General features: G+C 64.1%; 15 protein-coding genes and 2 tRNA genes. 11 read left to right on the forward strand and 6 right to left on the reverse strand.

Going from position 1 to position 12,704, the window contains the following annotated elements:
* Positions 1–27 precede the first annotated feature (27 nt).
* The 9 genes from cobA (at position 28) to IHE39_RS21350 (ending at position 8,660) form a co-directional block, all read left to right on the forward strand.
* Positions 28–813, forward strand: a complete 786-nt coding sequence (gene cobA / locus IHE39_RS21310; protein WP_192567877.1) for a uroporphyrinogen-III C-methyltransferase — start codon at positions 28–30, stop codon at positions 811–813.
* Positions 810–2,123: a cobyrinic acid a,c-diamide synthase CobB gene (locus IHE39_RS21315; protein WP_192567878.1), complete on the forward strand. Its 1,314-nt coding sequence runs from the start codon at positions 810–812 to the stop codon at positions 2,121–2,123. Before cobA ends, IHE39_RS21315 begins: the two co-directional genes overlap by 4 nt.
* 1 nt (position 2,124) lies before the next feature.
* Entirely contained in the window at positions 2,125–2,883 is a 759-nt protein-coding gene (locus IHE39_RS21320) for an adenosylcobinamide-GDP ribazoletransferase (RefSeq protein WP_192567879.1), read from the forward strand.
* 24 nt (positions 2,884–2,907) lie between these two features.
* Positions 2,908–3,918 (forward strand): nicotinate-nucleotide--dimethylbenzimidazole phosphoribosyltransferase, encoded by a 1,011-nt coding sequence (cobT, locus tag IHE39_RS21325; protein ID WP_184767224.1) that lies wholly within the window; start codon positions 2,908–2,910, stop codon positions 3,916–3,918.
* A 191-nt stretch (positions 3,919–4,109) separates the two neighbouring features.
* The gene (gene cysP / locus IHE39_RS21330; protein WP_184767223.1) at positions 4,110–5,096 is read left to right on the forward strand and encodes a thiosulfate ABC transporter substrate-binding protein CysP; all 987 of its coding nucleotides are present in this window, start codon (positions 4,110–4,112) and stop codon (positions 5,094–5,096) included.
* Between the two features lie 181 nt (positions 5,097–5,277).
* Positions 5,278–6,099, forward strand: coding sequence for a sulfate ABC transporter permease subunit CysT (gene cysT, locus IHE39_RS21335; RefSeq protein ID WP_192567880.1), 822 nt, complete (start codon positions 5,278–5,280; stop codon positions 6,097–6,099).
* A gap of 1 nt (position 6,100) precedes the next feature.
* The gene (cysW, locus tag IHE39_RS21340; RefSeq protein ID WP_192567881.1) at positions 6,101–7,009 is read left to right on the forward strand and encodes a sulfate ABC transporter permease subunit CysW; all 909 of its coding nucleotides are present in this window, start codon (positions 6,101–6,103) and stop codon (positions 7,007–7,009) included.
* Complete coding sequence (locus tag IHE39_RS21345; protein ID WP_192567882.1) at positions 7,006–8,028, forward strand: sulfate/molybdate ABC transporter ATP-binding protein; 1,023 nt, start codon at positions 7,006–7,008, stop codon at positions 8,026–8,028. The genes cysW and IHE39_RS21345 overlap by 4 nt, the downstream gene beginning before the upstream one ends.
* 182 nt (positions 8,029–8,210) lie before the next feature.
* Positions 8,211–8,660 (forward strand): RrF2 family transcriptional regulator, encoded by a 450-nt coding sequence (locus IHE39_RS21350; protein ID WP_184767219.1) that lies wholly within the window; start codon positions 8,211–8,213, stop codon positions 8,658–8,660.
* 9 nt (positions 8,661–8,669) lie between these two features.
* Here IHE39_RS21350 and IHE39_RS21355 read toward each other — a convergent pair whose 3' ends face one another.
* The 3 genes from IHE39_RS21355 to IHE39_RS21365 all read right to left on the reverse strand — a co-directional run bounded on the left by IHE39_RS21355 (position 8,670) and on the right by IHE39_RS21365 (position 10,495).
* Complete coding sequence (locus IHE39_RS21355; protein WP_343070119.1) at positions 8,670–9,605, reverse strand: LLM class flavin-dependent oxidoreductase; 936 nt, start codon at positions 9,603–9,605, stop codon at positions 8,670–8,672.
* A 120-nt stretch (positions 9,606–9,725) separates the two neighbouring features.
* Positions 9,726–9,878: a hypothetical protein gene (locus IHE39_RS21360; protein ID WP_184767217.1), complete on the reverse strand. Its 153-nt coding sequence runs from the start codon at positions 9,876–9,878 to the stop codon at positions 9,726–9,728.
* A 344-nt stretch (positions 9,879–10,222) separates the two neighbouring features.
* Positions 10,223–10,495, reverse strand: coding sequence for a YMGG-like glycine zipper-containing protein (locus tag IHE39_RS21365; protein ID WP_184767216.1), 273 nt, complete (start codon positions 10,493–10,495; stop codon positions 10,223–10,225).
* Positions 10,496–10,714: 219 nt separating this feature from the next.
* Between IHE39_RS21365 and IHE39_RS21370 the strand changes: the two genes are divergently transcribed.
* Positions 10,715–11,200, forward strand: a complete 486-nt coding sequence (locus IHE39_RS21370) for a hypothetical protein (RefSeq protein WP_184767215.1) — start codon at positions 10,715–10,717, stop codon at positions 11,198–11,200.
* A 90-nt stretch (positions 11,201–11,290) separates the two neighbouring features.
* Here the strand turns inward: IHE39_RS21370 and IHE39_RS21375 are convergent.
* Positions 11,291–11,366, reverse strand: a tRNA-Lys gene (locus tag IHE39_RS21375).
* Positions 11,367–11,427: 61 nt separating this feature from the next.
* Here IHE39_RS21375 and IHE39_RS21380 point away from each other — a divergent pair.
* Positions 11,428–11,565 (forward strand): hypothetical protein, encoded by a 138-nt coding sequence (locus IHE39_RS21380; RefSeq protein ID WP_184767214.1) that lies wholly within the window; start codon positions 11,428–11,430, stop codon positions 11,563–11,565.
* 10 nt (positions 11,566–11,575) lie between these two features.
* Here IHE39_RS21380 and IHE39_RS21385 read toward each other — a convergent pair.
* Positions 11,576–11,651: transfer RNA gene (locus IHE39_RS21385), tRNA-Lys, on the reverse strand.
* A gap of 102 nt (positions 11,652–11,753) precedes the next feature.
* Positions 11,754–12,668 (reverse strand): PhzF family phenazine biosynthesis protein, encoded by a 915-nt coding sequence (locus IHE39_RS21390; protein WP_192567884.1) that lies wholly within the window; start codon positions 12,666–12,668, stop codon positions 11,754–11,756.
* Between the last annotated feature and the right edge of the window lie 36 nt (positions 12,669–12,704).

Genomic DNA, 12,704 nt, shown 5'->3' on the forward strand with positions numbered 1-12,704 from the left:
AGTGCGTCATCGGCGAAAGCGACACGCATGAGTCTCGAAAAGGCCATCTCGCGCCTGAACTACAGGCAGCACGAGCTCCAACCCGGCCATGTCTGGCTGGCCGGCGCCGGCCCCGGCGATCCCGGCCTGCTGACGCTCGACGTGCTGTCAGCGCTTTCCCAGGCCGATGCGCTGGTACATGACGCACTGGTTTCGCCCGAAATCGTTGCCGTTGCCGAGCAGGCGGAAAAGTTCTTCGTCGGCAAGCGCGGCGGCCGGCTGTCGATCCCGCAGGGCGACATCAATGCGCTCCTGGTCAAGCTGGCGCGCGAGGGCCGCAAGGTCGTGCGCCTCAAGGGCGGCCATCCCTTCGTCTTCGGCCGCGGGGCCGAGGAAGCGCTGGTGCTGACGCGCGAGAACATCCCCTGGCGTGTGCTGTCGGGCATCACCTCGGCCTTCGGTGGCCTGTCTTCGGCTGGGATTCCGGCCACCATGCGCGGCGTCAACGGCGCGATCATCCTGGCGACAGGCTTTGCCGCTGTCAGCGACGACCGCCCCGACTGGGCAGCGCTTGCCCGCACCGGCCAGCCCATCGTCATCTATATGGGCCTGACCCACATGACTGAGACAGTGGCCGAACTGATGGCAGGCGGCCTGTCGGCTGATACGCCGGCCGCCTTCGTCGAAAACGCCTCGACACCCGAGGAGCGTACGGTCACCGCCACCCTCGGCACGCTGGTCACTACAGCGGAGCGCGAAAAGGTCGTTTCGCCTTCCCTCATCGTCGTCGGCGGCATCGTTGCGCTGCGCGCCGACCTTCTGGGGCAAAAATGACGGCGCGTGGGCTGATTATCGGCGCACCGCGCTCCGGTTCGGGCAAGACCAGCGTCACCATCGGCCTGTTGCGCGCACTTGCCCGCCGTGGCCTGAACGTTCGCGGCGCGAAATCCGGCCCCGACTACATCGATCCCGGCTTCCACAAGGCCGCTACCGGCCTGCCCGGCGTCAATCTAGACAGCTGGGCGATGGCTCCCTCGCTGCTCAACCAACTCGCGGCCGATGCCGCAGCCGACACCGACATTGTCATCATCGAAAGCGCGATGGGCCTGTTCGACGGCATCCCGGCGCCGCATGGCCGCTCGGGCGCAGCCGCCGATCTGGCCCGGCTCTACGGCCTGCCGGTATTGCTCGTGCTCGACGTTTCCGGCCAGTCGCAGACGGCTGCCGCCATCGCCAAGGGTTTCGCCACCTACGATGCCGATGTCCGCATCGCCGGCGCCGTGCTCAACCGCCTCGGCAGCGACCGCCACCGCAAGCTCGCCGGTGACGCCATCGAGGCGCTCGGCCTGCCAGTCGTCGGCGGCATCCTGCGCGACCCGACCTTGTCGATCCCCGAACGCCATCTCGGCCTCGTCCAGGCCGAAGAGCACGCCGACCTGATCGCCCATATCGACAGGCTCGCCGACATGGTCGAACGCTCGCTCGACCTCGACGCGATCATCGCGCTTGCGACACCGCTGGCGCCCGAGGCGGGCGACCAGTCTTTCGCCCTGCCGCCACCCGGCCAGCGCATAGCGCTCGCCCGGGACGCCGCCTTCACCTTCCTCTACCCGCATGTCGCCGCTCGTTGGCGCACCATGGGTGCGGAGCTCGTGCCGTTCTCGCCGCTCGCCGACCAGGCCCCCGATGCTTCCTGCGACGTCTGCTGGCTGCCGGGCGGCTATCCCGAGCTGCATCCCGCTCGCCTTGCCGCCGCTTCCAACTTCCTGTCGGGCACTCGCCGTTTCGCCGAAACCAGGCCGGTCCACGGCGAGTGCGGTGGCTTCATGGTGCTGGGCGAGACCATCGAGGATGCCGAGGGCGTCACGCACGCCATGCTCGGCCTGCTTGGCCACGCCACCAGTTTCGCCAAACGCAAGATGAACCTCGGCTACCGTCAGGCGCGCCTTGCTGCTGCTTGCCCGCTGGGTGAAGCCGGCAGTGCCATCCGTGGCCACGAATTCCATTACGCCCAGACCGTCACGAAGGGCGAGGATACCCCCCTCGGCGACATCGCCGATGGCCAAGGCAATCCGCTTGGCACGTTCGGCGGCCGGCGCGGCCATGTCACCGGCACGTTCTTCCACGCGATCGCCAGGGCCTGAGATGACCACGCCGGCAACCATCTTCGACGACCTGCGCATCGGCCTGGTGTTCTTTACCCGCCTGCCTTTGCCACATTTCGAGGTCAAGGGCCGTTCACTCGCCGACGCGATCTGGACGGCTCCGCTGATCGGCCTCGTCGTGGCGCTCTTGGCATGGCTCGCCTACGCCGTGGCCACGCTGCTCGGCCTTGCGCCCAGCCTTGCTGCAGCCCTCACCTTGACGGCAGGCATGCTGGTGTCGGGCTGCCTGCATGAAGACGGCCTGTCGGACACGGCGGACGGCTTTGGTGGCGGCCGCACGCGCGAACGCAAGCTCGAGATCATGCGCGACAGCCGCATCGGCACCTACGGCGCCTGTGCGTTGGCACTGTCGATCCTTGCGCGTTGGGGCGCCATTGACGCACTTGCCACGCCCGGCCCCGTTTTTGTCGGCCTCGTCGTCGCCCACGCAGCCTCGCGCGCACTGATCCCCATCTTCATGCAGATGCTGCCGCAGGCGCGGCTCGACGGTCTGTCGGTTGGCGTCGGCACCTTGTCCGACAGCGTTGTCCTGACGGCCCTTGCCATCGGCGCGCTGGCCCTGTTGCTGCTCGGCCTCAAGGGCGCGGTGGTCGCCGCCATCTGCCTTGCCCTGCTGTTTGTCGCCTTTCGAAAACTCTGCCTCGCCCAGATCGGCGGCCAGAGCGGCGACACCATAGGCGCCATCCAGCAGCTCGCCGAAATCATTTTGCTTTTCGCCGCTTCCGCCATCCTGACTTGATTCAATCTTGGAGTTTTCGCAGCCATGGCCTTCAAATCGCTCGATGAATTGCGCGCCGCCTGTCTCGATCTTTCGGCCGGAAGCGATGCCGCCGCCGACGCCGTCGCCCGCCGCCAGGACACGCTGACCAAGCCGCGCGGCAGCCTCGGTAAGCTCGAAACCATCGCCGCCTGGCTGGCGCGCTGGCAGGGCCGCGACATGCCCAGGCTCGACAAGGTCAAGGTCGTCGTCTTTGCCGGCAACCATGGCGTCACGGCCCAGGGCGTGTCGGCCTACCCGTCCGAAGTGACGGTGCAGATGGTCGCCAATTTCGCCGGCGGCGGCGCTGCCATCAACCAGCTCGCCCGCCTTGCCGGCGCAGAACTCGCCGTCATCCCGCTCGAACTTGACCGCCCCACTGGCGACTTCACCCAGACAGCTGCCATGGATAAGGCCGATTTCCTCGCCGCCGTCTCGACTGGTTATGACGCGGTAACGCCGGATCTCGACCTCGTCTGCTTCGGCGAAATGGGCATCGGCAACACCACCCCGGCTGCTGCCATCGCCGCAGGCCTGTTCGGCGGCAACGGCCGCCAGTGGGCCGGGCGTGGCACTGGCGTCGACGATTCCGGGCTTGCCCGCAAGTTCGCCGCCATCGACGCTGGCCTTGCCCGTCATCAGGCGACGCTCGCCGACCCGCTGGCCGTCGCCGCCAATCTTGGCGGCCGCGAACTCGCCGCCATCCTCGGCGCCACCCTCGCCGCGCGCCACCACAACGTGCCCGTCCTGCTCGATGGCTTCGTCGTCACGGCAGCAGCAGCGCCACTGGCGAAACTCCACCCCGAAGGCCTGGCGCACACGCTCTCGGCCCATGTCTCCGCCGAAGCCGGCCACCGGCAGCTGCTCGAAGCGCTGCAGCTTGCGCCGCTGCTCGACATGGGCATGCGGTTGGGTGAAGGATCCGGCGCCTGCCTGGCCGTCAATCTTGTGCGTTCGGCGCTGGAATGCCACGCCAGGATGGCAAGCTTCGCCGAGGCCGGAGTCACCGACAAATAGTCGGCCATTCCGCCTGCAGCCTTTCTAGAATCTAGAATTAGGAATTCGATTTCTTCAATTGACTGCAGGAAAGAAGAAAATTCTTCACACAAGCGCAGAGGCAACCCGCCACTGCCTCCACCTGAGACAGGCCCCCGGCTATCTTGCGGCAAAGTTTAGCCATTTGCCGCTTGTCTCAGGAGAATGCCCCCATGAAACGTTTCCTTCTCGTTGGCGTCGCCCTCGCCGCGCTCCTCGCCGGTCCGTTGCAGGCGTCCGCCGCCGACAAGCTGCTCAACGCGTCCTACGACGTTGCTCGTGAGTTATTCGCCGCTGAAAACGCCGCCTTCCTTGCCAAGAACCCGGGCCTATCGGTCGACCAGTCGCATGCCGGCACCTCCAAGCAGGCGCGCGCCATCGTCGAGGGCCTCGAGGCCGACGTCGTCACCTTCAACCAGGTCACCGACATCGAATTCCTGGTCAAGAACGGCTTTGTATCAGACGACTGGAAGAAGGATTTCGCCAACCAGGCTTCGCCCTTCTACTCGCTGCCGTCCTTCCTCGTCCGCGCCGGCAACCCCAAGGGCATCAAGGACTGGTCCGATCTGGTCCGCGACGACGTCAAGGTAATCTTCCCAAACCCCAAAACCTCGGGCAATGCCCGCTACACCTATCTTGCTGCAACCGCCTACGCCAAAGAGGCGTTCAAGGGCGACGAGGCCAAGGTGAAGGAGTTCGTCACCAAGCTCTTTGACAACGTGCCGGTGTTCGACACCGGTGGCCGCGCTGCCACCACCACCTTCGTCGAGCGCAACATCGGCGACGTGCTGATCACCTTCGAGGCCGAGACCCGTTCGATCGCCAAGGAATACGGTTCCGACAAGGTCGAGAGCGTCATCCCCTCGGTCAGCCTGCTCGCCGAATTCCCGGTCGCCATCGTCGACAAGGTCGTCGACAAGCGCGGCTCGCGCGATCTGGCAAAATCCTATCTCGACTTCCTCTACACGGCTGAAGGCCAGCGCATCGCCGCCCAGCACGGCAATCGCGTCCATGAGCCTGCGATCGCCGCCGAGTTCAAGGACCAGTTCCCCGAGGTTCGCCTTGTCACCGTGGAAGACGTCTTCGGCGGTTGGGACAAGGTCCAGAAGGAGCACTTCGGTTCCGGCGGCCTGCTTGAAGAGATTTACGGCGAGCGTTGACCTCAGTGCGTAACCCCGAAAATCGGTATCGATTTTCGGAAAAGGATCATGCACAACTCAAAATCTTACAGCGTCCTTTGCGCGTCCAAAGGGGACGCGCGGCGCTGTAGCCATTGCTGTTGAGAATCGGAAAGCCGGCCATGCCGGCTTTCCGCATTGTTGTATCCGGGAAGGCATTTCAGTGGCGCGCCGCATTCTGCCGGGGTTTCCCCTGGCACTGGGGATAACCCTCGTCTACGTCTCGATCATCGTCGTGCTGCCGCTCGGCGCGCTTGTCTTCAAGGCGGCCAGCCTCGGTTTCGAGGATTATTGGCGCATCGTCTCTTCGCCGCGTGCAGTCGCCAGCTACCGCGTGACAGCGCTTTCCGCACTCGGAGCCACTGTCTTCAATCTCGTCTTCGGCATGGCGTTGGCCTGGGTTCTGGTGCGCTATCGCTTCCCCGGCCGCCGCTTCATCGACGCGCTCGTCGACCTGCCCTTCGCCTTGCCGACGGCCGTCGCCGGCATCGCGCTGACGACGCTGTTTGCCGAGAACGGCTGGTTCGGCTCGGTGCTGGCCCATGCCGGCATCAAGGTCGCCTACACCCCGCTCGGCATCATGGTCGCCATGGCCTTCACCAGCCTGCCCTTCATCGTTCGCACCGTCCAACCCGTGCTCGAAGACCTCGACCCCGCACTTGAGGAGGCAGCGCAGACGCTTGGCGGCAGCGACCGCTCGATCTTCCTGCGCGTCATCCTGCCGTTGCTGACGCCTGCCCTTCTAGCCGGCCTTTCGCTTTCCTTCGCCCGCAGCCTCGGCGAATTCGGCGCCATCATCTTCATCGCCGGCAACCAGCCGATGTCGACTGAGATCACGGCACTCCTCGCCTTCATACGGCTCGAGGAATACGACTACCAGGCCGCCGCGGCGATCGCCTCGGTGCTGCTGATCACCGCCTTCCTGATGCTCGCCGTCACCAACATCTTGCAGGCCCGTGCCCTGCGCTACACGGCGAGGGGCTGAGATGAGTGCTCCCGTCAAAGGCCGCCCGCCCCGCGTCGGCGACGCTCCCGCCTTCCGCCGCGCCCTGATCGGCGTCGTGCTGACCCTGGTCGCCATCGTCATCATCGCGCCACTTGTTATCATCGGCTACCAGGCGTTCTCGCAAGGCCTCAAGGTCTATGCCGAAGCGATTGCCCACCCCGATACCCTGCATGCTATTGGGCTGACGGTCATCACCGCGCTGATCGCCGTCCCCATCAACACCGCCTTCGGTGTTGCCGCCGCCTGGGCGATCACCAAATTCGACTTCTGGGGCCGTCGCTTCCTGCTGGTCGTCATCGAAATCCCGTTCTCGATCTCGCCCATCGTCGCCGGCGTCGCCTATCTCTTCGTCTATGGCCTGCAGGGCCTGTTTGGCCCGGCGCTCGAATCCGCCGACATCAAGATCCTGTTCGCCCTGCCCGGCATCGTGCTCGCCTCGATGTTCGTCACCGCCCCCTTCGTCGCCCGCGAACTGATCCCGCTGATGCAGGCGCAAGGCCGCGATCTGGAGGAGGCCGCGACATCGCTCGGCGCCTCCGGATGGCGCACCTTCTTCTTCGTCACATTGCCCAACATCCGCTGGGCGCTGCTCTACGGTGTGGTGCTGTGCAACGCGCGCGTTATGGGCGAATTCGGCGCCGTCTCCGTGGTCTCGGGTAACATCCGCGGCCAGACCAACACGCTGCCGCTGCATATCGAACTGCTCTACCACGACTATCAGACATCAGGTGCCTTCGCCGCCGCCTCCATCCTGGCGCTGCTCGCCGTCGTCACCCTTGTCGCCAAGGTGCTGCTCGAGCGCCATGGCGCCGGCCGCGCCCGTCGCCGCCCCGCACTTGCAGCGCCCGTGGCTGCTGCCAAAACCGCTTCCGCTGAGGTTTCGTCATGAAAATCCGCCTCGACAATGTCGTGAAGACCTTCGAGACCTTCCGCGCCGTCCACGGCGTCTCGCTCGAGATCGAAAGCGGTGAGTTGGTCGCCCTGCTCGGGCCCTCCGGCTCGGGCAAGACCACCATCCTGCGCATGGTCGCCGGCCTCGAATATGCCGATGCCGGCCATATCTATTTCGGCGAAGAGGATGCCACCGACATTCCGGTGCGTGACCGCGGCGTCGGCTTCGTCTTCCAGCACTACGCACTGTTCCCGCACATGACGGTCGCCGAAAACATCGCCTTTGGCATGAAGGTATCGAAGACCCGTCGTGACAAGGCCACCATCGATGCCCGCGTCGCCGATCTTTTGCGCCTCGTCCAGCTCGACGGCCTGGCAGAGCGTTTCCCGGGCCAGATCTCCGGCGGCCAACGCCAGCGCGTTGCCCTTGCGCGTGCGCTCGCCGTCGATCCCAAGGTGCTGCTGCTCGACGAACCGTTCGGCGCGCTTGACGCCAATGTGCGCCGCGACCTGCGCCGCTGGCTGCGCGAGATCCACCAGGAGCTCGGCATCACCACCTTGTTCGTCACCCACGACCAGGAAGAAGCCCTCGACCTCGCTGATCGTGTCGTCATCCTCGACAAGGGCCAGATCGTCCAGCAGGGCACGCCCGAAGAGGTCTGCCGCAACCCGGCTTCCGCCTTCGTCATGAACTTTCTCGGCGACACAAACCGCATTTCTGCTGCCGTTTCCGACGGTGTCGCACGCCTCGGCGAAGCAGAGATCCCTGCCCCCGGCTTCGCCGACGGCCCGGTCGAAATCTTCCTGCGCCCGAGCGATCTCGGTTGGAGCAGCAGCGGTGCCGGCATTCCCGCAACCGTCGCCCGGGTCATCGACCGGCCGGCCGGACGGCGCATTCTGGCCATGACGGCAACGGGCGACGCCGTCGAACTCGATGTCGCGCCCGAGACCCGGGTCAACGCCCGCGAACAGGGCGTCATCACCATCGAACGTGCCAGGGTCTACGCAGCGGGCTGATTCTGCCCCGTTTGGGGTCAAAACCCGCAAAACTTACGGAAAATCAACGCGTTTCGGCTTGTATATCAAGTCTGCGGAATTTATCTCTGGTGAAGGCCGGAATGCGATGGGGACGAATCGTTATCCTCGGCAAGCAACCTCACGCTGCGACAAGCAGCCGAAGCCGATGACACGCGTTCACCATGCTGACTAAAAAAGGCAAATACGGCCTCAAGGCCCTCGTCCACCTATCCCAACTGCCCGCCGGCCAGCTCGCCTTCGTCGGCGACATCGCGACCGCCAACAAGATTCCGAAGAAGTTCCTCGACGCGATCCTAGGCGAGCTCCGCAATGCCGGTTTCGTCCAGAGCCGCAAGGGCAAGGACGGCGGCTACCGCCTGGCCAAGCCTGCCGCGGAGATCAAGATTGGTCATGTCGTACGTGTGCTCGATGGGCCGCTAGCGCCCATTCCTTGCGCCAGCCGCACTCAGTACCAGCCCTGCGACGACTGCGACGAGGCCACCTGCCAGATCAGGCACATGATGCTCGAGGTCCGCCAGGCCATCGCCGGCGTGCTCGACAACCGCAGCCTTGCCCAGGTCCGCGACGCCGCCAATGACGACGTCCTGACCGATGCCTTGCATCACGCCTGAGCGTATCGATCAGACGACTCGACGCAGCACCACCGGCCGGTTGCGTTGCCGCGCCAGCGTCGGCTCATGGCGGCGAAATGCCTTGCGCAGTGACGGTATGACCTGACGCCCGAAGGTTTCGACCGCATCGGCATCGTCGAGGCCGTGAACGATGAAATCGCTCACGCCGAGTTCGACAAAGCCTGCCAGCACCGAAACGACATGCTGCGGCTCGCCAGTGAGCTGCCATGCCTGCTGTCCGCATGCGCCGACATGTACCGGCAACGAGAAGCGGATGCGCTCGGCCCGGCCGAACGGCTCGGCCGCCACCCTCACCCGCTCGATCAGCCGCAGCGTGTCATCAAAACCGCCCACCGGCAGCTCGAACCGGTCGGCGTGGCGGCCCGCGATCTTGAGTGCGCTGCCCGACAATCCGCCAAGCTGCAACGGAATGGCAGCCCCCTCAGTCGCCTTCATCGGCACGAAACCGCCATGGATGCGGTAGAACAGGCCTTCATAATCGAAGGGCTGCGTATTGCTCCACAGCCGCTTGAGCAGCATCAGATATTCGTCCGTGCGCCCCAGCGTGGCAACCAGGCCGCAGTCGTCATTGGTCTCGCGCAGGTCGCGACTTGGTGGCACCCGCAACGCCAGCCGGCCGGAACCGATCTGGTCGAACGCCGCAAACTGCCTTGCCGCGACCACGGGGGCCACGATTCCAGGCCAATGGGACACCAGGACACCGATCGACTGCGTGCTGCGCAGCGCAAGCGACGCCAAATCCATATTGGCAAGCAGGCCGCCCATGTCGTCGATGAGCACGCGGCTGAAGCCCGCACTTTCGAGCTGGCGCAGCCTCTGCACGGCGATTGCCGTATCAGAAAAGAAGGAAGAGTGAAGTTCGTCCTTGTCGGCAACGCCGCCCGGGCAATGGGTGAAGTCGGTCTGCATCGCAAACTCCTTCATCTTGTCAGGAACAGTTATTGGCGCCGCCCGCGCCGGTTCACGCGCTACTTGGGAAAACCTTCTTCAGTTGGGTTGAGAAGGCATTGCGCGCCCGCCTCCGGGCGCCATTTTAGAGACAGCCTAGTGGACCAGGCCGACAACGACGGCCGCAGTGAAGCCGAACGACACCGTGAAGAACAGGTAGGACGCGATCTGCGCTATGCTGGCAGGCTTGCCTGCCGCAGCTGCCGTCTCGCCGACGCGGCTGTTCGAGAGATACTGGGTCTGTGCCATCGCAATCTCCATCATGCCGTTAGTCTATAAAATTAATAGACTTTGTCGATTGCTAATTTTGGCGAGATTGTGGAACGGCTTTGCCCGAGGCTTGCGGAGCTGAGCATTTTTTCCCTCTTGGGGGCGCAGTCCCGATGTCCGTCAGAGCATCCACAGACACCCCATCAAGAACATCGCCGCAGCGTACGACCGAGAAAATACCTAGAAATTACAATAAGATAATTGGCGAACTCAGCCCGCCGCCGCCTGCTATCAAGCTCGGCGCGGCGCTTTTGCTACCCAACAAAAAATGTCCCGAAGGTGCCCTAGGCGCCTTCGGGACAGCATGAATTGTTGTAGCCGGCTTAGTAATATCCGCGCGGGCACTCGGCGAGATAGGTCCGGCCGTAGCGGTCGCGATAGCGGCAGCGGTTGGGCTCGTTCGCCCGGCCGATCAGGGCGCCGGCAACGGCACCGACGGCGCCACCGACGAGCGCACCTTCCGCCCGGTTTCCGGGTGCGGCAACGGCACTGCCGATCGCCGCGCCGCCAAGACCGCCAATGGCGGCACCCTGTTCGGTCTGCGAGCAGGCTGCCAGCGGCACCAATAGTGCAAGACTCAAGATGAGTTTCATCATCACCAATAACTCCCGAATATGTGTCCCCACCGCCCCTACAATGCGCGGCGGCGAAAAACGATCCATCGCGCCTCTCCAGCGCGTGGACCATAGAGTCCCTTCAACCCATGGAATGCCAAGGCAATCGGGCAGCATTCGGGCAGGCGTTTGCGCATTGGTAACGCCAGATTTGGCAGGCTAGGCCAAACACTGTCCGATTCGCTTCCTTCAGGGACCGCCATGAACAAGGCCGCCGCCTCATTTGCCCTCGTTGCCGTACTGGCCGCCGCGCTGATGGCGCTCAGCCTTGCTGTCGCGCGCCATGGCTATCCCTTCGGCGTCATCGGCGTGAAGCGCCTCGACGGCATCGCCAGCGCCGACACCTTCATGCCCCTGGCGGCGATCTACTTCTTCGCCGCCATGCTGATGATGATCCTGCCGCTCAAGGCGGCGAGCGTCGTCCTGCTCAATGCCGCCGATACGATCCATTGGGTCGTCATCGCCCTGTTCGCCACCATCGTCGGCTGCTTGGCTGCCCGATGGGCTTTCGGTCAGGCAAGCGCCCCCTGGGTGCTGCTCGACTGGCGCTTCCTGTTTGTCGCCGCCATCGTCGGCTGCCACCTGGCGATGAACGAACTTCGCCGCAACGTGCTCCTGCGCAGCCTGTTCTTCGCCCTCTTCGGCCTGGCCACGCTTGCCTGCCTGTTCTGGTCGTTCCGGATCTGAGGCAGTGCAGGGCCGACCGAAAATCGGACTCCAAGCGGCTTCAACCCAGTTGAAGCAACAGTCACAGCGGTCTGAAATCTTGGCGAAGAATGGTGGGTGCGACAGGGATCGAACCTGTGACCCGCTGATTAAGAGTCAGCTGCTCTACCAACTGAGCTACGCACCCACTCGCGACCGGTGAACCGACCGTGGCCGCATATAGCCACACCATCCGTTGCTGTCCACCCATGATCGCCAAGAAAGATGCGGCAATCGGCAGTGGTACGCGATTGCCTGTGCAAAGCCTGGCGGCGTTGTATCCGGGCAAGGAGATCGACCATCCGCCCGCGCAACGACATTCGCAGCGTTCAGTATTCGTCGGTTAGGGGAAAGAAGTGGTGGGTGCGACAGGGATCGAACCTGTGACCCGCTGATTAAGAGTCAGCTGCTCTACCAACTGAGCTACGCACCCACTCGCGACCGGTAAACCGACCGTGGCCGGCATATAGCCAAGGCATTTTCGCCTGTCCACCCCACCGGCCGCTTTTTCTTTCAGTCGGCAAAAATAGCTGGGTCAAACCAGCAGAACGCCCTCGGCCACCCTCACCGCGTGTCCGCCGATACGAGCCGAAGCCAGCTTGCCGCCCGAGATCTCAAGCTCAAGCCTGATCCTGGAAGGTCGGCCCATCTCGATGCCCTGTTCGATCCAGAATCGCTGCGCCCCATCGGTCGGCCTGTCGAACTCCATGATCGCCCCCGCAAAAGCGGCTGCCGCCGAACCTGTCGCCGGATCTTCGTAGGATGGGCTGCCGGGAACGATCATCCTCGCGTGGAAAGCGTTTTCGTGCCCCACCGTCTCGCGGCAATAGACATAGGCGCTGGCAACCGCCGAATCGTTCTTGCGCGGCGAAAAGGTGAACCAGGCCTCGTTGTCGAACCGAATCCTCGCCGCAACCTTTGTGTCGGCCACCGGCACGGTGATGTAGGGCACGCCCGCAGACCACAGCGACACATGATGGTTTTCAAAGCCGATCTCGTGTGGCGCAAGTCCAAGGGCTGCGGCAACCGCATCGGTGCTGGCGGCCAGCGGCATCGGTTCGGGCAGTTTCGGCAGGTCGAATTCGGCAAACAGGCTGTCGCCGACTTTGTTCACGGCGCAGCGTACCAGGCCGATATTTTCTTCGAGGACAAAAATGCCGGCAAGATCATTGCCTTGTGCCATCTCGGTCAGCGCAATCGCCGTGCCGACAGTCGGGTGGCCGGCAAACGGCATCTCGTAGTCAGGCGTGAATATGCGCACCCGCGCCTTGTGCTTCGGGCTTTCCGGCGGCAGCACGAAGGAGGTCTCCGACAGGTTGAACTCCCTGGCGATGGCCTGCATCTGCGCCGTATCAAGCCCCTTGGCGTCGACGACCACGGCGAGTGGGTTGCCAGCAAGCCTGTTTTCGGTGAAGACGTCATAGACAAAAAACTTGCGTCCGCTCGTCATGTTTGCTCCTTCTGCGCCGGCAACATGAGCGAAATT

The sequence above is a fragment of the Aminobacter carboxidus genome (assembly GCF_014863355.1).
In the GTDB taxonomy this organism is placed as follows: domain Bacteria; phylum Pseudomonadota; class Alphaproteobacteria; order Rhizobiales; family Rhizobiaceae; genus Aminobacter; species Aminobacter carboxidus.